Source organism: Caulobacter sp. BK020 (assembly GCF_004342605.1).
Lineage (GTDB): Bacteria > Pseudomonadota > Alphaproteobacteria > Caulobacterales > Caulobacteraceae > Caulobacter.
Genome location: NZ_SLZL01000025.1, coordinates 1 through 18,842 on the forward strand (window position 1 = coordinate 1; position 18,842 = coordinate 18,842).

Annotated in this window: 19 protein-coding genes; 10 read left to right on the top strand and 9 right to left on the bottom strand. The window is 70.7% G+C overall.

The genetic code is table 11. The features are described from left to right. Positions 1 to 90: 90 nt before the first annotated feature. On the bottom strand, positions 91 to 708 hold the full coding sequence (gene pgsA / locus EV278_RS21460) for a CDP-diacylglycerol--glycerol-3-phosphate 3-phosphatidyltransferase (RefSeq protein ID WP_132095885.1): 618 nt from the start codon (positions 706 to 708) through the stop codon (positions 91 to 93). An 82-nt stretch (positions 709 to 790) separates the two neighbouring features. Between pgsA and EV278_RS21465 the strand changes: the two genes are divergently transcribed. The 5 genes from EV278_RS21465 to EV278_RS21485 all read left to right on the top strand — a co-directional run bounded on the left by EV278_RS21465 (position 791) and on the right by EV278_RS21485 (position 5,751). Further along, on the top strand, positions 791 to 1,024 hold the full coding sequence (locus tag EV278_RS21465; protein WP_132095887.1) for a hypothetical protein: 234 nt from the start codon (positions 791 to 793) through the stop codon (positions 1,022 to 1,024). Then, positions 1,021 to 1,431 carry a type II toxin-antitoxin system VapC family toxin gene (locus EV278_RS21470; protein WP_165916738.1) on the top strand — a complete coding sequence of 137 codons (411 nt, stop codon included), beginning with the start codon at positions 1,021 to 1,023 and terminating at the stop codon, positions 1,429 to 1,431. Before EV278_RS21465 ends, EV278_RS21470 begins: the two co-directional genes overlap by 4 nt. 161 nt (positions 1,432 to 1,592) lie before the next feature. Then, positions 1,593 to 2,876 carry an MFS transporter gene (locus tag EV278_RS21475; protein WP_132095890.1) on the top strand — a complete coding sequence of 428 codons (1,284 nt, stop codon included), beginning with the start codon at positions 1,593 to 1,595 and terminating at the stop codon, positions 2,874 to 2,876. An 84-nt stretch (positions 2,877 to 2,960) separates the two neighbouring features. Further along, positions 2,961 to 4,124, top strand: coding sequence for a saccharopine dehydrogenase NADP-binding domain-containing protein (locus EV278_RS21480; protein WP_132095892.1), 1,164 nt, complete (start codon positions 2,961 to 2,963; stop codon positions 4,122 to 4,124). A gap of 94 nt (positions 4,125 to 4,218) precedes the next feature. Next, positions 4,219 to 5,751 carry a sodium:proton antiporter gene (locus EV278_RS21485; RefSeq protein ID WP_132095894.1) on the top strand — a complete coding sequence of 511 codons (1,533 nt, stop codon included), beginning with the start codon at positions 4,219 to 4,221 and terminating at the stop codon, positions 5,749 to 5,751. Here the strand turns inward: EV278_RS21485 and EV278_RS21490 are convergent. The 4 genes from EV278_RS21490 to EV278_RS21505 form a co-directional block, all read right to left on the bottom strand. Next, positions 5,697 to 9,014: an AAA domain-containing protein gene (locus EV278_RS21490; RefSeq protein WP_132095896.1), complete on the bottom strand. Its 3,318-nt coding sequence runs from the start codon at positions 9,012 to 9,014 to the stop codon at positions 5,697 to 5,699. The genes EV278_RS21485 and EV278_RS21490 overlap by 55 nt on opposite strands. A gap of 96 nt (positions 9,015 to 9,110) precedes the next feature. Then, positions 9,111 to 11,021 carry an excinuclease ABC subunit UvrC gene (uvrC, locus tag EV278_RS21495; protein WP_243692294.1) on the bottom strand — a complete coding sequence of 637 codons (1,911 nt, stop codon included), beginning with the start codon at positions 11,019 to 11,021 and terminating at the stop codon, positions 9,111 to 9,113. A gap of 19 nt (positions 11,022 to 11,040) precedes the next feature. Then, positions 11,041 to 11,322 (bottom strand): type II toxin-antitoxin system RelE/ParE family toxin, encoded by a 282-nt coding sequence (locus tag EV278_RS21500; RefSeq protein ID WP_132095900.1) that lies wholly within the window; start codon positions 11,320 to 11,322, stop codon positions 11,041 to 11,043. Positions 11,323 to 11,325: 3 nt separating this feature from the next. Continuing rightward, the gene (locus EV278_RS21505; RefSeq protein WP_132095902.1) at positions 11,326 to 11,583 is read right to left on the bottom strand and encodes an antitoxin; all 258 of its coding nucleotides are present in this window, start codon (positions 11,581 to 11,583) and stop codon (positions 11,326 to 11,328) included. A 60-nt stretch (positions 11,584 to 11,643) separates the two neighbouring features. On the opposite strand from EV278_RS21505, the gene EV278_RS21510 reads away from it, so the two are divergent. Next, positions 11,644 to 12,264 (top strand): TIGR02466 family protein, encoded by a 621-nt coding sequence (locus EV278_RS21510; RefSeq protein ID WP_132095904.1) that lies wholly within the window; start codon positions 11,644 to 11,646, stop codon positions 12,262 to 12,264. Positions 12,265 to 12,323: 59 nt separating this feature from the next. Next, positions 12,324 to 12,875 (top strand): YbhB/YbcL family Raf kinase inhibitor-like protein, encoded by a 552-nt coding sequence (locus EV278_RS21515; protein WP_132095906.1) that lies wholly within the window; start codon positions 12,324 to 12,326, stop codon positions 12,873 to 12,875. Here the strand turns inward: EV278_RS21515 and EV278_RS21520 are convergent. Both EV278_RS21520 and EV278_RS21525 read right to left on the bottom strand, forming a co-directional pair. Next, positions 12,854 to 13,519 carry a DUF998 domain-containing protein gene (locus EV278_RS21520; protein WP_243692292.1) on the bottom strand — a complete coding sequence of 222 codons (666 nt, stop codon included), beginning with the start codon at positions 13,517 to 13,519 and terminating at the stop codon, positions 12,854 to 12,856. The two genes, EV278_RS21515 and EV278_RS21520, sit on opposite strands and share 22 nt — an antisense overlap. Positions 13,520 to 13,621: 102 nt before the next feature. After that, positions 13,622 to 15,274 (bottom strand): M28 family metallopeptidase, encoded by a 1,653-nt coding sequence (locus tag EV278_RS21525; RefSeq protein WP_132095908.1) that lies wholly within the window; start codon positions 15,272 to 15,274, stop codon positions 13,622 to 13,624. Between the two features lie 220 nt (positions 15,275 to 15,494). Here EV278_RS21525 and EV278_RS21530 point away from each other — a divergent pair, with 220 nt between their 5' ends. After that, the gene (locus EV278_RS21530; protein ID WP_132095910.1) at positions 15,495 to 15,686 is read left to right on the top strand and encodes a hypothetical protein; all 192 of its coding nucleotides are present in this window, start codon (positions 15,495 to 15,497) and stop codon (positions 15,684 to 15,686) included. 99 nt (positions 15,687 to 15,785) lie between these two features. Beyond that, the gene (locus EV278_RS21535; RefSeq protein ID WP_132095912.1) at positions 15,786 to 16,025 is read left to right on the top strand and encodes a flagellar basal body rod C-terminal domain-containing protein; all 240 of its coding nucleotides are present in this window, start codon (positions 15,786 to 15,788) and stop codon (positions 16,023 to 16,025) included. An 86-nt stretch (positions 16,026 to 16,111) separates the two neighbouring features. Here the strand turns inward: EV278_RS21535 and EV278_RS21540 are convergent, their stop codons facing one another. Together EV278_RS21540 and EV278_RS21545 are read right to left on the bottom strand one after the other, a co-directional pair. After that, the gene (locus EV278_RS21540) at positions 16,112 to 16,939 is read right to left on the bottom strand and encodes an anti-sigma factor (RefSeq protein WP_132095914.1); all 828 of its coding nucleotides are present in this window, start codon (positions 16,937 to 16,939) and stop codon (positions 16,112 to 16,114) included. After that, entirely contained in the window at positions 16,936 to 17,436 is a 501-nt protein-coding gene (locus tag EV278_RS21545) for a sigma-70 family RNA polymerase sigma factor (protein ID WP_207905543.1), read from the bottom strand. Before EV278_RS21545 ends, EV278_RS21540 begins: the two co-directional genes overlap by 4 nt. Positions 17,437 to 17,564: 128 nt before the next feature. Between EV278_RS21545 and EV278_RS21550 the strand changes: the two genes are divergently transcribed. Further along, positions 17,565 to 18,839, top strand: coding sequence for a S8 family serine peptidase (locus EV278_RS21550; RefSeq protein ID WP_132095915.1), 1,275 nt, complete (start codon positions 17,565 to 17,567; stop codon positions 18,837 to 18,839). The last annotated feature ends 3 nt before the right edge of the window (positions 18,840 to 18,842 follow it).

Consider the following 18,842-nt stretch of genomic DNA (forward strand, 5'->3'; position numbering starts at 1 on the left):
GCCACCGGCTTGCTCCTCAACGCCTTCCCACCAGAAGAATGCGCCAACTATCTCAGAAACTCAGGCTACGCCGCCTAATCTCAACAGGCTCTAGACCAGCGCCTTGCGCGCCGCTTCCCAGTACTGCGCCCCGGTGATCAGCGTCACCACGGCGGCCAGCCACAGCAGGCCGTGGGTCGCGTAGGTGGCCGGGGTCACCACCGACGACGCGGTCGGCAGGTGGAAGGCCGACCAGGAGGCCAGGATCATCTCGGCTCCGATCGCCACCAGCTGCAGGGTGGTCTTCCACTTGGCCAGCAGGGTGACGGGCAGCTTGACGCCCCTGCCGGCCCCCACCTCGCGCAGGGCGCTGACGGCGAATTCCCGGAACAGGATCAGACCCGACGGCAGGATCACCAGCGGATTGGGGCCCAGGGCCATCAGGCCCAGCAGGGCGCCGCAGACCAGGATCTTGTCGCCGATCGGATCGAGGATCGCGCCCCAGACGCTGACCGCGTCCAGCTTGCGCGCCAGCCAGCCGTCGAAGAAGTCGGTCACCGCGGCGATCACAAAGGCCCGGAACGCCCAGCGCTGTAGCGACATCTGCTGGTCCACGCTCAGCTGGTCGCTCAGCCACGGCACGCCGCCAGCCGCCGCGGCCAGGGCCACGAACATGAACAGCGCGATGATCAGGCGCGCGGAGGTCAGGATGTTGGGCAGGGCTTTCATGGCGCCGGTTCTAACGCATGAAAGCGGCGAAGGGCTATGGGGGGCGATTGTTAGGCGTGATATCAACTGATATCATGTTCGGATGGCTCAGCTCCTGGTCAGAGAAGTTCCCCGCGACGTCGTCGAAGCGTTGAAGCGTCGCGCCGCCGCGAACGGCCGCAGCGCCGAGGCCGAGCATCGCCTGATCCTCGAGGCGACCCTGAAAGCGGGGCGATCCGCGTTTCGGGAGCGGGCCGCGGTCCTGCGCGAAAAGACCCAGGGCCGTATCGTCGGCGAATCGGCCGACCTGATCCGCTTGGATCGCGACAGCCGGTGACGCTGGTCGTCGATGCTTCGGTTGCATTGAAATGGGTGCTGGCCGAGCCTGGCCAGGCCGCCGCCGACGCCCTGCTCGACGAAGATCTGATCGCCCCGTCCCTCTGGCTTCTTGAAGCCGCCAACGCGCTTTGGAGGCGCAGCCTGAGTGGGGAACTCAGCGCTGGCGAGGCGGACGAACGGCTGTCGGAGCTGTTCAACGCGCCGGTGACCTCGGTCCCGATCGAAGACGACCTGTCCGCCGCCGCCGCCCTGGCGTGGCGTCTGGGTCATCCGGTCTATGATTGCCTGTATCTGGCTTTGGCCGTGCGCGAACACAGTCAGGTGGTCACCGCCGACCGGCGTTTCTGGGCCGCCGTGCAGGCCGTGCCTGAGCTCGTCGACAAGGTACGTTTGCTGGGCGATTGAGAATGTTCGGTGGTGGAAGATCTCACCTCATATCGCAGCTTCCAGTAAGGTGAAGCGGTCTTTTCCGCCGCGCTCCCGCTTGTTGTGGGTTATTTCTCCTTCCGGGAGGTTGACGGCGCATGGGCGGCCGGCCAAGGCAATGGCGCAGTTTCGAGGGCGTTATGGCCAGCACCACCACCGAACCGACCGCGACCAATTCCCGCCGTCGCGTGCTGACCGCCAGCCTGGTCGGCACGGCGGTCGAGTTCTACGACTTCTACATCTACGCCACCGCCGCCTCGCTGGTGTTCGGGCCGCTGTTCTTTCCCTCCAAGTCGGCTTCGATGCAGCTGATGGCCTCGTACGCCAGCCTGGGCGTGGCGTTCCTGGCCCGGCCGCTGGGCGCGGCGGTGTTCGGCCATTTCGGCGACCGGATCGGGCGCAAGTCCACCCTGGTGGCCTCGCTGATGCTGATGGGCGGCTCGACCCTGGCCATCGCCTTCCTGCCGACCTACGCCATGGCCGGCTGGCTGGCCCCGACCCTGCTGTGCCTGCTGCGGTTCGGCCAGGGCTTCGGCCTGGGCGGCGAGTGGGGTGGGGCGGCGCTGCTGGCGGTGGAGAACGCGCCGCCGGGCTGGAAGGCCCGGTTCGGCATGTTCCCGCAGCTGGGCGCGCCGGTCGGCTTCATCGCCGCCAACGGGCTGTTCCTGGCGCTGGGCGTGATCCTGACGCCGGAGCAGTTCCAGGCCTGGGGATGGCGTCTGCCGTTCCTGGGCAGCGCGGCCCTGGTGGCGGTGGGCCTGTGGGTGCGGCTGAAGCTGACCGAGACGCCTGACTTCGCCGCCGCCATCGCCCACGAGGCCCCGCCGGCCGTGCCGCTGGGCGAGCTGCTGCGCGACCACTGGAAGGCCACCCTGTGCGGCACGCTGGCCACCATCTGCTGCTTCGCCGTCTACTACCTGATGACCGCCTTCGCCCTGGGTTACGGCGTGAACATCCTCGGCTACGGCCGCACGGCCATGCTGGGCGTGCAGCTGGGGGCGATCCTGTTCATGGCCGCCGGCATCGTCGCCGCCGGCTACTGGTCGGACGCGGCCAATCCGCGCCGGGTGCTGATGGCCGGCTGCGCGATGACCGTGGCCGTGGGCGCCCTGCTGCCGGTGATGATGGGAGCCGGCGCCCTGTTGCCGATCTTCGCCTTCCTGTCGCTGGGCCTGCTGGTCATGGGCTTCGTCTATGGCCCGCTGGGCGCTCTCCTGCCCGACCTGTTCCCGGCCCGCGTCCGCTACACCGGCGCCTCGGCGGCCTTCAATCTCGGCGGCATCCTGGGCGGCGGCCTGGCTCCGATGATCGCCCAGGCCCTGGCCGACAAGGGCGGTCTGGCGCCGGTGGGCGTCTACCTGGCGGTGGCGGCGGGCTTGAGCTTCCTGGGCCTGCTGGGATTGAAGCCGAGAACCGCGCGCTGACCCGGATCCGCAAACGCCCGTTTGCCTCGGCCGCCGGTCCGCGCCACTCTGCCGTCCAACGATAAGATCCTGGGAGGCGACCCGATGAACCCCAACGCCGAATTCGACGTCGTCGTCCACGGCGCCAGCGGCTTCACCGGCCGGCTGGTGGCCGAGCACTTCGCCCGACGTCATCCGGACCTTCGCTGGGCCATGTCGGGCCGGAGCGAGGCCAAGCTGGCCGCTGTCCGCGACGAGATCGGGGCCGCCTCGACGCCGCTGATCGTCGCCGACGCCGACGACCCCGCCTCGCTGGGGGCCATGGTCGCGCGGACCAAGGCGGTCCTGACGACCGTCGGCCCCTACCAGCTCTACGGCTCCGACCTGGTGGCCGCCTGCGCCAAGGCCGGAACCGACTATCTGGACCTGTGCGGCGAGCCGGCCTGGATGCGCCAGATGATCGACGCCTACGAGGCGGCGGCCAAGGCCAGCGGGGCGCGGATCCTGTTCTCGTGCGGCTTCGACTCCATCCCGTTCGAGCTGGGCGTCTGGTTCGTGCAGCAGGAGGCGGCCAATCGGTTCGGCGCGCCCGCCACGCGGGTCAAGGGCCGGGTGCGGGCCATGCGCGGCACGTTCTCGGGCGGTACGGCGGCCAGCCTGAAGGCCACCCTCGCGGCGGCCGCCCGCGACCCCCAGGTGCTGGAGTACCTGAAGGACCCCTTCGCCCTAACCCCCGACTTCGCCGGCCCCAGGCAGCCGCACGGCGCGGCCGTGGCCTACGACGACGACCTGAACGCCTGGACCGCCCCGTTCGTGATGGCGGCGATCAACACCCGCAACGTCCACCGCTCCAACTGGCTGATGGGCCAGCCCTACGGCGCCGACTTCGTCTATGACGAGATGTTCCTGACCGGCCCGGGCGAGGCCGGCGAAGCGGCCGCCAAGGCCGTGGCCGCCGGTAACGCCGCCATGGGCGCCGAAGGCGGTCCCAAGCCGGGCGAGGGGCCCAGCCTGGCCGAGCGCGAGGCGGGCTTCTACGACCTGCTGTTCGTCGCCCTCGCCCCGGACGGTCGTCAGGCCCGGGCCGGCGTTAAGGGCGACAAGGACCCCGGCTACGGCTCGACCAGCAAGATGATCGCCGAGACGGCCCTGTGCCTGATCGACACGCCCGACCTGGCCGGCGGGGTCTGGACCCCGGGCGCGGCCTTGCGCGGCAAGCTGGTGGAGCGGCTGCGGGAGACGGCGGGGCTGGCGTTCGCGGTGGAGTGAGCCTGAGCCTTTCCGCCTGAAGGGCGGCTGGCGAACCGTTGCCGACAAGCGGCCGGCTCTGCTACGCCGAACGGCGAGGCGGAGGTCTGGAGACATGCTGATCTTCGAATGGATCCTGGCCCTGCTGCTGGGCGCGGTGCTGCTGGCGGCCCTGGCCCGGCGGATCGGCGCGCCGTATCCGGCCCTGCTGGCCTTGGGCGGGGCGGCTGTGGCCCTGGTCCCGGGCGCGCCCCGGCTGACGCTGGAGCCGGAGCTGATCCTGGCCCTGTTCATCGCCCCGGTGCTGCTGGACGCGGCCTACGACTCCTCGCTGCGGGATCTGAAGGACAACTGGCGGCCGGTGTCGTCGCTGGTTCTGGTCGCCGTGGGCCTGACCACCGTGGGCGTGGCCTGGGTGGCGCGACTGCTGTTTCCCGACATGCCCTGGCCGGCTGCCGTCGCCCTGGGGGCCATCGTCGCCCCGCCTGACGCCGTGGCCGCCCTGGTCGTGCTGCGCGACGTGCGGCCGCCGCATCGGGTGCTGAAGATCCTGGAGGGCGAGAGCCTGCTCAACGACGCCTCGGCCCTGCTGATCTACCGGCTGGCGGTGGGCGCGGTCGGCGGCGGCTTCAGCCTGGCCCACGCCGCCCCGACCCTGGCTTTGGTGGCGGTGGGCAGCGTGGCGGCCGGTTACGGCCTGGCGCGGCTAACCGGCCTGTTTTTCCACCGCATCACCGACGTGCCCAGTTCGGTGATCGTCCAGTTCGTCACGACCTTCGGGGTGTGGCTCCTGGCCGAGCGGCTGGGCCTGTCGGGGGTGGTGACCATCGTCGTCTACGGCGTGACCATCGCCTGGCGCCCGGGCGCACAGCTGTCGGCGCGGCTGCGCGTCCCGTCCTTCGCGGTCTGGGAATCGGTGACGGTGGTGCTGAACGTGCTGGCCTTCACCCTGATCGGCCTGCAGATCCGACCGATCCTGGAGGCGCTGTCGCCCCACGACCGGCTCGACTACCTCCGCGCGGCCGGGGTGGTGCTGGCGGCGGTCATCGCCATCCGCCTGGCCTGGGTGATGAGCTACAACACCGGCGTCCGGCTGAAGAACCACTGGTTCGGCGTCCACCTGGCGCGGTCCAGCATGGCCGCGCCGACGGCGAGGGGCGGGCTGCTGGTGGCCTGGTGCGGCATGCGCGGCATGGTCACCCTGGCCGCCGCCCTGGCCCTGCCCGGAGGCTTTCCCTATCGCGACTTCATCCAGTTGACCGCCTTCACGGTGGTGATCGGCACGCTGGTGGTCCAGGGCCTGACCCTGAAACCCTTGATCAGGGTGCTGCGCCCACCCGACGACGATCCGGTGCGCAAGGAGCTGAAACTGGCCAGGGCCAAGGCGCTGAAGGCGGCGCTGGCCGAGCTGGACGGCGACACCTCCCAGGCCGCCGAAGCCCTGCGCCGGGAATATGGCGCGGCCCTGCAGCAGACTAGGAAGGGCGCCGACGCCCGCGACTCCGCCGAGAACGCCCTGCGGCGGCGGGTGGTGGCGGTGTCGCGCGAGGCCATCGCCGATCTGCGCCGGCGCGGCGAGATCGGCGACGACGCCTATCGGGCGCTGGAGGAGGAGTTCGACTGGCTGGAACTGTCGGCGCGGGAGTAGCCCGTCGTCGGCGCGATCGACACCACGGGCAGGGCCGCGGCCGCGCTGGCGAACACGCCGGCGGTGCGCCAGGCCTCGTGGCGGCCGACGATGTACAGCGCCTTCTTGGCCCGGGTCACCGCCACATTGAGGATGTTGGGCGCGCCGCCCGCCCAGTTGCGCGATCCCCGGCTGGCGTCGGCGCTGGCCCCGAGCACCAGGATCACGGCCTCGGCCTCCTTGCCCTGGAAGGTGTGGACCGTGCCGACGTGGGTCTCGCCCCAGCGCGGGTGCTGCTTGGAGGGGACGCCCAAACGGTCGAGCACGCCGCTGCGCAGGACCAGGGTCCGCAGAGTATCGGCGACCTCGCGGAAAGGGGCGATCAGGTAGAGGTCGGGATCGCACAGGCCCTGGTCCGCCAGCCGGTGCAGCAGGTCCAGCACGACCTGGCCCTCCTGCGGGCTCCACTTGGCCGAGCTGGAGGCGACGTCCAGCCAGCAACTGGCCGGCGCGATTCCGGCCAGGGCCTCGCGGATGGGCGAGGGCGAAGGCGTGGTTGCGTGGACCATCAGGCCGTCGTAGGCGATCGTGTTGGAGATCGAGAACATCGGCTCCTGGCAGCGGCGGTGCACCAGCAGGGGCAAGCCGATCCGCCGGGCGTCGGCGCCCCAGCCGACGGCGGCGATCAAAGGACTGGCGGCGTCGGCCAGGGTCTGGACCGAGGCCCGTGGCGCGGCCCAGAGGTCCGGATGGGCGCCCCGGCTGTCGAAGATCGATCGCACCAGGCCGGCGGGAACGGTCGAGACCGGCTCGATCTGCAGCGGGTCGCCGATGATCAGCGCGCGCCGCGCCCGCCACAGGGCGCCGGCGGCGGCCTGCGGCGTGGCCTGGCCGGCCTCGTCGACGATCAGCCAGCCCACCGAGGCCTCGCCCAGGCTGTCCATCAGCCGGTCGAAGGAGGCGAAGGTGGTCGAGACCACGGGCACGACCAGGAAGAAGCTGTCCCACAGGGCGTCGAGGTGGGCGGCGGCCCCGGACGGCAGGCGCTTGCCCTTCAGATGGTCCATCATCAGGCCCAGGTTCGACTTCATCGGGCGGGCGGCGGCGTCGAGGAAGGCGCGGTGCAGGGCCATGGCCGCGGCGAACAGCTGATCGCGGGCCTCGATCAGCGCCGCGTCGGCCCAAGGGCTGGCCGTATGGATCGCCGCGTGACCGCTTTCCCAGAAGGCGGGGCCGATCTGGTCGCCGTAGAGGGCCTGGCCCTCGGCTTCGCGCCGCCGAAGCGCCGCGCTATGCTCCATAGCCTGGGTCCGCGCCGCCTGGGCGAGAGCCGCCCTGGCCGCGGCCTCGGCCGCCCGCCGTTCGGCGGCGTCCTGCTCGGCGCGCGCCGCCGCCACGTCCGCCATCGCCCGCTCCAGCAGCGCCTGGACGCGGGCCTGGGCCTGCCGCCACGCCGAGTCCTGGCCGAGGAGCCGCGCGACAAAGCCGGGGCGCAGGGCCGCGCCGCCATCGTGCAGCCGACGGGCGTCGACCAGAGCTTCCTCAGCGCGCGCCAGGGCCCGGGTGGCGGCCTCCCGGGTCTGTTCCGCCGCCCGCCCGTCGGCCTGGGCGGCGGCGTCCGCGGCGAGGGCGTCCTCTACGGCCTGCTGGGTCGCGGCGGCGGTCGTCAGCGCCAGGCGCATCTGCTCGCGTCCGGCCAGCAGCCGGGCGACGGCGGATTTGTGCTGGCGATAGTCCATCTGGGCTCGCCGCCAGCGCTCCCGGGCTTCGGCGCGTGTACGCGGCGGCGCTTCGGCGGCGACGATGGCCGGCGGCTCGGCCTCGACCCGCCCGTTGGCGGCCGCGAGATACTTTTCCAGGCCCCAGTCGGGATCCCACCAGGCGCTTTCGACGAACTCGGAGCGGTTCCTGCGATTGCCCAGCACCGCCGCAACCAGGCCCCAGCAGTCGGCGCCGCCGCCCTGGGCCGCCCGCGCGGCGCCGGCGAAGTAGCGGATCGCCGCCGGATCGTCGACGGCGCCGGCCAGAGGAAGCTCGGCGCTGACGTTGCGGACGGCGGCGTTGTTGGACGAGGCCACGACGACGCCGTGACCGGCCAGGGCCGCCGGCGGGCGATAGAGCGTGCGCTTGTGGCCGCTCTCGGCGACCAGATCGACCGGCGAGAAGGCCGAGGCGGGATCGTCGAGCGCGACCAGGGCGTCGGCGCGCGCTTCCAGCACTGCGGCGATCACGTCGCGCAGCAGGGTGGTCTTGCCGGTGCCCGGCGGCCCGTTGATCGACAGCAGGCCGCCATCGGCCAGGTCGCGAATCGCGGCGTTGACCGCCGCCTGCTGCAGGGTGACCAGCCGGGCTGGACGAGGCGCGGGCCACCGCGCGCCCGGCGTCAGGGCCGGCGCGACCAGGCTTTCCAGCACCGCCTTGTCGGCCAGGACGTCCTGCCGCTCAGCCGGCTGCGCCTGGCCCAGATAAGCGGACAGGGTCGCGCCGCCGCCGCCCGTCTGAAGCGCCGTGCGCACGCGGTGCAGGTCGCGCAGATAGAAGCTGTTGATGATCTCGACCGGATCGTTGTCGGCCTCGCCGAACACGCGGATCGCCACCCGCGGCCGCTCCAGCAGGTCGGCCGGCAGTTCGAGGGCGGCCATGATCGCGGCCATGCCTTCGAGGAACCGTTGCCGGGACGTGGCGATCTTGCGTCCGTCCAGGTCCAGCTGGACCAGCGCCTGTCCCAGCTGGTGGCGCAGATCGTCCTCAAGGTCGACAAAGGCGTGCAGGTGGTCAATGTCGCCGGCCAGCACGCGTCCGCAGGCCCAGCCGAAGCTGGACAGCAGCAGGTTGGACGGAAGCGCCCGGCCTGCCTCGTCGAAGGCCGCCAGGGCCAGCACCGCCACCCCCGCGCCGCGTTCGCGTTCGGGCCCCTGGGGCTGGACCTCTGTCACCAGCCGTTCGACGGCCGGCTCCATTTTCACGAACCCCAGCGGCACGTACCAGACCAGGCGGTCGTCTTCGGACATCGCCAACTGCTGGCGGTCGCCCTCGGAACCATCCCAGGGCATCTGGCCGCTGGACAGGTCGAAGGGAAACAGGGCCCGGGGCAACGGCGCGTCGCGCCGCCCCTTGACCCGGCGCTTGGCGGGCGGCGGCTCGCGTCCCAGCAGGTCTTCCTGCGTCGCGAAGGTCTGGGGCTGCAGCGCCTCGACCGCCAGCCAGGCGTTGATCAGGGCGACCGGGTCGGGACTCTCGGTTGGCGAGGCCTGGCCGGACGTGTTTTGGGGGGACGCTACCATGGCGCACTCGGCAAGCCTGGACGGAGAACCGCGCCGTCTCAGGATTGCACTGTTGCGGCTGCACGCCTGGGAAGTAAATGGCAGGGCCCCCTTTTCTCAGCTCCTGCGGAAGAAGGCGTGGATCCGCTCGGCTAGCGGCTGGCTGACGCCATCGACCTTCATCAGGTCCTCGACCCCGGCCCGGGCCACGCCCTTGGCCGAGCCGAAGGCGTGCAGCAGGGCCTTCTTGCGGCCTGGGCCCACGCCCTCGATCTCGTCGAGCGGGTTTTTCTTCAGGTCCATCGAGCGGCGGGTGCGGTGCGCCCCGATCGCGAACCGGTGGGCCTCGTCGCGCAGCCGCTGCAGGTAGTAGAGCACCGGCGACTTGGGCTCGAGCATGAACGGGACCGCGCCTGGCAGGAAGAACCGCTCCAGCCCGGCGTCGCGGTCCGGGCCCTTGGCCACGCCGACGATGGCGATGTCGTCGACGCCCAGGTCGGCCATCACCTCCAGCGCCGCGTCCAGCTGGCCCTTGCCGCCGTCGACCAGCACCAGGTCGGGGCGGGCGGAGCTGTCGCCCTCCTCCTCTTCCTTGACCAGGCGGGCGAAGCGGCGGCGCAGCACCTCCTTCATCATCCCGTAGTCGTCGCCCGGCGTCAGCTCGGTCGAGCGAATGTTGAACTTGCGGTACTGGCCCTTCATGAAGCCTTCCGGCCCGGCCACGATCATGCCGCCCACGGCGTTCGTGCCCTGGATGTGGCTGTTGTCGTAGACCTCGATCCGCTCGGGCGGGGCCTCCAGCCCGAACGCCTCGCAGACTCCGGCCAGCAGCTTGGTCTGGGCCGAGCCTTCCGCCATCTTGCGCCCCAGCGCCTCCTTGGCGTTGGTCAGGGCGTGGCCGACCAGGTCGGCCTTCTCGCCGCGCTTGGGCGTGCTGATCTCGACCTTGCGGCCGCTCTTCAGGCAGAAGGCCTCGGCCAGCAGGTCGCGGTCGGCCGGCTCCAGATTGGTCAGGATCAGGCGCGGGATCGGCTTGTCGTCGTAGAACTGGCCCAGGAAGGCGGTCAGGATCCGCTGTTCCTCGGTGACGCCCTCGTCCTCCTCTTCGGCGTTGCCGGCGGTCCGGGGGAAGTAGGCGCGGTTGCCCCAGTTCTGGCCGGCCCGGAAGAAGAACACCTGCACGCAGGCTTGGCCGCCCTCGACGTGCAGGGCCACGACGTCGGCCTCCTCCACGGTCTCCGGATTGATCTGGCTCTCCTGGGCCACGGCGGCCAGGGCGCGGATCCGGTCGCGCAGGCGGGCGGCGCGCTCGAACTCCAGGTCCTCGGCCGCCGCTTCCATCTGTTGGGCGATCAGCGCCATGACCGCGCGGGACTTCCCTCTCAAGAAAGCCTCGGCCTGATCGACCAGCGCCTGGTAGTCGTCCTTGCCGATCAGGCCGGTGCAGGGGGCCGCGCAGCGCTTGATCTGGTGCAGCATGCAGGGCCGCGAGCGGGTTTCGTAGACGCTGTCGCTGCACGAGCGCAGCAGGAAGGCCTTCTGCAGGGTGTTGAGCGTGCGGTTCACCGCCCCGGCGCTGGCGAACGGCCCGAAATAGTCGCCCCTGATCGTGTGGGCCCCGCGGTGCTTGCGCAGCTGCGGCGCGTCGTGATCGCGACGGATCATGATCTCGGGGAAGCTCTTGTCGTCGCGCAGCAGCACGTTGAAGCGCGGCTTCAGCGACTTGATCAGGTTGATCTCGAGCAGCAGGGCGTCGGCTTCGGTGCGGGTGGTGACGAACTCCATCGACCGCGTGGCGTCGACCATGTGGGCGATGCGGTTGGTGTGGAAGCGGCCCTGGGCGTACTGGATCACCCGCTTCTTCAGGCTCTTGGCCTTGCCGACGTAGAGCACTTCCTCGTTCTCACCGATCATCCGGTAGACGCCGGGCGCGTCGGGCAGGCGCGAGACCTCGTCCTTGATCAGGGCGGCGCCCTTCAGGGCGCTGGCGGCGGGGGTGTCGGTGGTCGCGTCGGTCACGGGGGAGATATAGGCGAGTCTGGTGGGTTCAGCGATCTTCCAGGCCGTGGTGAATGCGCGCGATGATCACGCTGCTGACAGTTACGGAATAGGTGATGACGTAACTCCAGGTGCGGAATGGCACGATCAGTTCGCGCAACTCGCCGAAACCGGAGTGACGGCCCCGCGTGGGAAAATCCCGCAGACTCTCAATGGCGTCATCCAGCGTGTCTCCCAGATCAGAAGCGTATGGCGCGCCGTTGTCTACAAGCCAGGCTTCCAAGCGATCGAGATCGATCCATGCAAGCCTGGAAAGCTCAATACGATGCACGGATTAGCGCTTCTGGCCGAAGTTTCGCAGCCTGGCCTGTGCCTGTTCCCAGGGAATCCCGCCGTCACGTTCAGTCTCGTCGCAGATGCGCTGAACCTCTTCCCAATAGGCTTCATCGTGCTTGCGTGGATCAAGGCCTGTGAACGCGTCTAGAAGCTGTGTGGCGTATTCGTCCAAGCTCTTGCCGAGATCGTCAGACACAGCCTTCATCCGCTCGGCGAGCGCTGCATTGATCTTCAGGGTGTGATCGCCGTCGGCCATGTTCCGACTATGTTCCAACCGCCATTTGTCGTCAATCACGAGGGGCTGTATGACCCGCCCATGACCACTCGCCCGCTCTTCGTCACGCCGCTCTACGAAGCCAGCCTCACCGGAGAGACGGGCTTCGAGGCCTTCATCGACGATCTGCACGACGCCTGCATCGCCGTCGCCGAGGACGACGAGGCCGGCCAGGCTTGGGCCGAGAAGAAGGGCTATCTGGGCTATACCTCCTACGCCTCGCTGGACGACCTGCCTCAGCGCGACAGCCTGTTCGCCGACCTGAAGAAGAAGCTCGACCGGCACGCGGCGGCCTTCGCCCGAGACCTGCATTTCGACCTCGCCGGCGGCAAGCTGGTCATGGACAGCTTCTGGATCAACATCCTCGAGCCGGGCGGCTCGCACAGCGGCCACATCCACCCGCACAGCGTGATCTCCGGCACGGTCTATGTGACCATCCCGCCGGGCGCCTCGGCATTGAAGTTCGAGGATCCGCGCCTGCCGATGATGATGGCCGCGCCCACTCGGCGGGACGACGCGCCCGAAGGCCTGCAGCCGTTCGTCTACGTCCAGCCGGAGCCGGGGACGATCCTGATGTGGGAAAGCTGGCTGCGCCACGAGGTGACGCCCAACCAGGCCGAGGAACAGCGGATCAGCATCAGTTTCAACTACGCCTGGCGTTAGCCTGGCCGTGAACCGCCCGTAGCCGACGGGGGTTTCTCCTGAACGACAGGAGAGCTCCCATGCCCCACGCCCATACTCCCGACCATTCCGGTGCGGCGATCACCATGCTGAAGGTCCAGCCGTTCGGCGAGGACACCCTGGTCCTGACCACGACGGCCACGGACCGCGACGGCCGCCTGGCCGACCGCCACAGCGCCTATCACGACAACCTTTCGCCGCCCCTGGTCTGGACGCCGGTCGTGGGGGCCGGGGCCTATGCGATTATCGTCGAGGATCCGGACGCGCCCCGCGAGCGCCCCTTCGTGCACTGGCTGATCTGGAACATCCCCGGCGAGGCCACCAGCCTGCCCGAGGGTCTGCCGGGCGAGACCAGCCTCGGCCTGATCGGCGGCGCCACCCAGGGCGTGAACGACAACGGCTCGGTCGGCTGGTTCGGCCCGCGTCCGCCGGTCGGCCACGGCGTGCACCACTATCATTTCCAGATCTTCGCCCTGGTCGAGCGGCTGCCGTTCGACGAGAAGACGCCGCTCGCCGATCTGGTCAACGCGCTGAAGGGCGACGCCCTGGCCTCGGACGACCTGATCGTCACCTACGAGGCGGCGGGGGCGTAGTCGGGGTCGGCGGAATCGCCGTCTCCTGAAGCGGTCGGCGCGTCGCGCCCCCGCCAGTGGCGGTCCAGGCAGAAGGCGGCGATGGCCAGCCACAGCAGGCCCAGGGCCGCGTGGCCGCGCTGCCAGAAGCCGACGTCGTTGCCGGTGCGCACGTTCCACACCCCGGTCAGCAGCGCCAGGACCAGCAGCAGGAAGAAGAACCAGCCCAGCGAGAAGCGCGCCAGCCGTCGGTGCGCCGGCTTGCCCCACAGGGCCCAGGCGGTGAACAGGGGGGCGAACTGGATGGCCAAGCCCACGCCGCAGGCGCGGTGCATCGGGTCGGGCCAGTGGAACAGGCCGGCGAACAGGGCGCCCAGGCCGGTCATCGCCACCCAGAGCCCCGCGAAGGCCGAGACCTGGCGGCGGCCGCCGGCGTGCTCCAGGGCCTGGGCGAAGCCCGCCCCGGCCGCGACGCCGGCCAGGCCGGCCAGGATCATGCCGATGTTGAAGATCTGCGGATTGGGGGCCTTGGGGCCGCCCAGCTCGCTGATGAACTGGGCGCCGGGCCGAAAGCCGGGAAACATGTGTTGGGCCACCAGGACGTCGGCCACCATGATCGCGGGCACGACCAGGCCGATCCTCAGCAGGTTTCCAACACTGATCACGCGCCCTGTCTCCGGCCGATCGCAGCCGCCTAGATCGCGCCGGGCGGGGGCGGGGTCAAGAAGGGGATGGCGCGCCTGTCCCCAACCTCTCAAGCATCGCGCCTATTTCTTCCCGAACAGCGTCCCGAAGAAGTCGCCCTTGTTCCAGCTGGGGCGCGCCGGGGCGTCGGCCAGTTCGCGGGCGATCTCGTAGTTGACCAGGGCGAAGCGGGCCCCGGCTTGGTAGTTGATCGGCTGGTTCAGGTCGTCGTTGGGCTTGTGGTAGTGGGTGGCCAGGAAGTCCTTGAAACCCTTCTCGCCGCCGTTCTTGAAGCCGGTCATCAGGAACACTGACGGCACGCCCTGTTCGACGAAGCGGTAGTGGTCCGAGCGGGTGAACAGGCCCTCGTCCGGCAGCGGATCGGGCGACAGGCCGATGCCGACGCGGCCGGCGGCCCGGGCCACGGCCGGACCGATCGACGAACGATTGGCCCCGAAGGCGATCACGTCCTGGAAGTCGTACAGCAGGATCGGCATGTCCAGATTGACGTCGGCGGCGATGCCGGCCTTGGGCACGGTCGGGTTGTGGGCGAAGTATTCCGAGCCGATCAAGCCCTTCTCCTCGGCCGTGACCACCAGCAGCACGATCGAGCGCCTAGGCTTGGTCCGGGCCTCCTTGAAGCCGCGGGCGACCTCCAGCAAGGTGGCCACGCCCGAGGCGTTGTCCAGGGCGCCGTTGTTGATCTTGTCGGCGTCCTTTCCGTGGACGCCCAGGTGGTCGAGGTGGGCGGAAAGGACGATGGTCTGCGCCTTCAACTTCGGGTCCGAGCCTTCGATCAGCCCGACGACGTTGCTGCTCTGGCGCTTCTCGATCTCGGTCTTCAGCTGGATGGTGACGTTGGCGGGCAGGGCGAAGCCCTTGACCAGGCCCTCCGGGGTCTCGGCCGCGGCCAGCGCCTCGTCCAGGCTGGTGGGCGCGCCGGCGAACAGCTTGGCCCCGCCCTTCAGGCTCAGGCTGGCCAGGCCCGGCGCCTCGGCGCCGCGCACATAGGGCACGCCTTGGGCGTCGTTCCAGGTCATCTTCCATTCCTGGTAGCCGCCGACGCCGCGCGCGAACGGACGGCGCTTTTCGTAGCTGGTGGTCGGCAGGGTCAGCACGCCGACCGCGCCACGCCTGGCGGCTTCGGCCCGCTTGACGTTGGCGTTGCTGTAGTGGGCGCGGATCTCGGTCTGCAGGCCGCTGGGGGCGCCGCTGAGAACGACGACGATCTTGCCCTTCACGTCCAGGCCCGCATAGTCGTCGCGGCCGCGTTCCGGGGCGACCATGCCGTAGCCCACGAAGACCAGCGGCGCGGTGATCGAGGTCTCGGCCTGGCGGGCCTGGGCCGAGGGCAGGTAGTCCTCGCCGAACACCAGGGCGCCCGACTTGCCGTCCGCGCTGGTGTAGGAAACCCCGCCCTCGTTGGCCGGCCGGAAGGCCGTCAGGGGCACCTGCTGCAGGTACGAGCCGTCGTCGCCCGCCGGCTTGACGTGCATCAGCGCATATTGCGAGGCCACGTACTGGGCGGCGATGTCGTAGCCTCGCGTGCCGGCTTCGCGCCCTTCCAGCAGGTCGTCGGCCAGGAAGGTCATATGGGCCTTGATGGCGTCGGCTGACGGCGTGAAGCCGGCGGCCTTGGTCGCGGCGGGTTTGGACTTGGTGGTCGCGGCGAGGGCGGGCTGGGCGGTCAACAGCAGGGCGACGCCGGCGAGGGCGGCGCGACGGGAGAACGGCATCAAGGCAGGCTCCAAATACGGGCCGGGCCCGCGCGAGCGCGAACCTTGGCCAGACAGCGCCGGCTTGTCGAGATTTGGCGACCTGAACGTTTTGTAATCTTCGCGGAAAAACGGTGTCGAAATAACGCGTTATCTCAATGTCGGCGGCATTTACCGTCTTTGGTCAAGCGCGCTTAAGGGTTCGCGACGAGGCTGCACGGCGACCTCGAAGGAAGACGCCGTGCAGATCTCCGCCGTCCGTTCCAGCGCCAATCTCCCGCGGCCGACCGTTCCAGCGCAGAGCGCCCCTCCGGTCGATCTTACGCAGTTGGCCGTGGCCCAGACCAACGCCAAGATGACCGCATCGGCCGGCGCGGCCCTGGCCCAGGTGACCGGTGAGCTGACCGGAACGCTGGTCAATATCAGCGTCTAGGCTTCGTCCCCGGGAAACAGCGGTTAACCGAATAACTTCACCGTCTTTGCTTAAGGCGGATTAACCGATGCGCCCGACATTGGCCCGGCAACCAGGGAGATGGGCGTGCAGGTCCTCAACACCGCCGCCGCCGGCATGTTCGCCGCGGCCGACCGACTCAGCGCCAGCGGCCAGCGCACCGCCGCCTGGGGCCTGGAGCAGAGCCAGGCCGAGCAGAAGGTCGACCTGGCCCACGAGGCCGTCGAGCAGGTCTCGGCCAAGACCGATTTCAAGGCCAACGCCGTCGTCATCAAGACCGCCGACGAGATGGCGGGCGCCCTCCTGGACATGAAGGTCTAGGACGGACGTCCGTCCCTCGGCGCGAGCCGGTCCGGGCCCACCCCGCATTCCCCCCTGCGCGGGTCCGGACCCGCCGCCCTCCGGTCCTACCGGGGGGCGGCGCCTCCCTTTTCGGCGTCAGGGGCCGGCTTCCAGCCCGCGGCCCGGGCCTTGGCCTCGCCGGCCGCGTCCAGCGGCGCTCCGGCGATCATGGCGTCGACCGTGGCCAGGATGGCCGCGGGCGTCTCCGAGCCGGCCATGCGGTAATCGCCGGTCGGGCCGGGACCGGCCGGGCTGACCGCCCGCACGCGCCAGGCGTCCGGATCCCGACAGGCCAGGCCGGCGATCGGCGAACGGCCCGAGGCCTGGAAGGTCCGGCAATAGACGCCCGACGCGGTCTTGAACGACAGCTTGACCTGCACTGGGCCGGCGGCCTGGCCCGCGCTCTGAGTGTTCAGGGCCTGGGCCAGGGGGCCGGCGGCTATCGGGGCGGGATCATCCCCCCCGCTGAGGGTCACGGGCGGCGGCGCGGCCAGGCGGCCGACCACCAGGCCGGCGACCAGGCAGGCGGCCAGGCCGATCCAGGCGGGAACGCCCCGTCCCGCCGCGCCGGGCGGCTTCGGCAGCCTTGGCTCGCGCGACTTGGCCTTCTCCCTGGCCTTGCCCTTGTTCTTGGCCCCGGGGAAAGCGATCACCTCGGCCGGCCGAGGCGCGGGTTGCGGCCTGGCCGCGACCGCCGCGCTCAGGGCCTCGGGCGGCGTCTCGCGCATGACCCCGGCATGGGCGCCCGACAGCAGCCGGCGCAGCGCGCGCTGGGTCTCGACCCGCAGGGCCAGCTGCGGGTCTGTCGCCATGGCCGCCTCGATGCGCGCCATGTCTTCCGGGGGCAGCTCGCCGTCGACAAAGGCGAAGACCTCTTCGTCAGGAACGGTCATGGCTGGGCTCCTTGGTCGATCAACGCAGTCTGCAATGTGGCGCGGCCGCGGGCCAGACGGCTGGTCAGGGTGCCGATCGGCACCTCCAGGCTCTCGGCGGCCTCCTGGTAGGACAGCCCCTCGATCAGCACTAGCGCCACCGCGACGCGCTGGTCTTCGGGCAGGGCGTCCAGGGCGCGCTCCACCGCCGAGGCCTCCAGTCGCGCCTCCAGCGAGGGCGCGCTGGGATCGGCGGCCAGGGCGCCCGCCTCGGGCGGGGCCAGGACACGACCCTGGCGCTGGCGGGCGCGGGCTTCGTCGATCCAGGCGTTGCGCATGATCCGAAACATCCAGCTGTCCAATCGCGTACCGGGACGCCACTGGTCGCGGCGCAGCAGGGCGCGCTCGACGGTCAGTTGCGTCAGGTCGTCGGCGTCCGCCGGTTCCCAGGCCAGAACCCGCGCCATCCGGCGCAGGCGCGGCAGCAGGGTCAGCATCTCCGTCTGGAAGAAATCCAAGGTTCGCCTTCGTCCTATGGAAGAAACGTTTCGTCGGGGACGTTTAATCCCTGAGCCTAAACTTATTTCATGCCCGTCGCGATGCGGCCATTGTGACGTTCCGTTCGACTGGGAGACCCCGACCCGCCATGCGCTTTCGCAACGCCCTGATCCTGATGCTGACCGGCCTGGCGATCCTGGGCGGCGCGCCGGCCGACGCCCAGCTGCTGCCCGCGCCGTCGTCCGTGGTCGGCCGGACGGGACTGCCGCTGCCGCAACTGCCGCTGGCCGACCGTCTGACCCGCGATGTCGACGCCCTCGCCGACCGCCTGACCCCCGACGCCCTGGCCGCGGCGCGCCTGGACCGGTTGGCCGCCCTGGTCCGGGCCCATCCCCGGGCGCTGGAACTGGACGACCAGGGCCAGCCGGTGGTGCGCGGCGAGGTGCTGGCCGTCTCGCCCACGCCCGAAGCTCTGGCGAAGATCACGGCGGCCGGCTTCGCCGTGGCCCGGCAGGCGCGGTCCGACGAGCTGGGCCTGTCCCTGGTGACCCTGACCCCGCCCAAGGGCCTGAGCGCCCGGGCGGCGGTCAAGCGGCTGCGTGAGCTCGATCCCGACGGCGCCTACGACTTCAACCACGTCTATGCCGACGCCGGACTGGGCGCGGCCCTGACGGCCTCGACCGCCGGGCCGGTCGCCGCCCAGGGCGGCGGAGGACGCGCCGGACTGCTGGACGGCGGCGTCGCGGCCGACCAGCCGGTGTTCACCCGCGTCCAGCTGGAGCAGCGCGGCTTCGCGGACGGCGGGGCGCGGCCCAGCGCCCATGGCACGGCCACCGCCTCGCTGCTGGCCGCGGCCGGCGTCGACCGGATCCTGGTCGCCGACGTCTACGGCAAGGGACCGGCCGGCGGCTCGGCCTCGGCCATCGTCGGGGCCCTGACCTGGATGGCCCAAGCTCGGGTTCCGGTGATCAATATCAGCCTGGTGGGGCCGCCGAACGGCGCGCTGGGGGCGGCGGTCAAGGCGCTGCTGGCCCGGGGCTGCCTGATCGTGGCGGCGGTGGGCAATGACGGCCCGGCCGCGCCGGCCCTCTATCCGGCGTCCTATCCGGGGGTGATCGCCGTGACCGGCGTCGACCGCCGGCGCCGGCTGCTGCCCGAGGCCGGACGCGCTGCCCACGTCGACTTCGCGGCCTACGGGGCCGAGGTCAAGGTCGCCGCGCCCGGCGGGCGTCCAGCCAGCGTGCGGGGCACCTCCTACGCCGCGCCGGTGGTGGCCGGCCGGCTGGCGGGCCTGCTGGCCGCCCCCGACCCGGCGGCCGCCCAGCGGGCGGTGGCGCGCCTCGCGGCCCAGGCCGTGGACCTGGGCGCGCCGGGGACCGACGACGTCTATGGTCACGGCCTGATCGAGGCGCGCCAGCCCTGAACC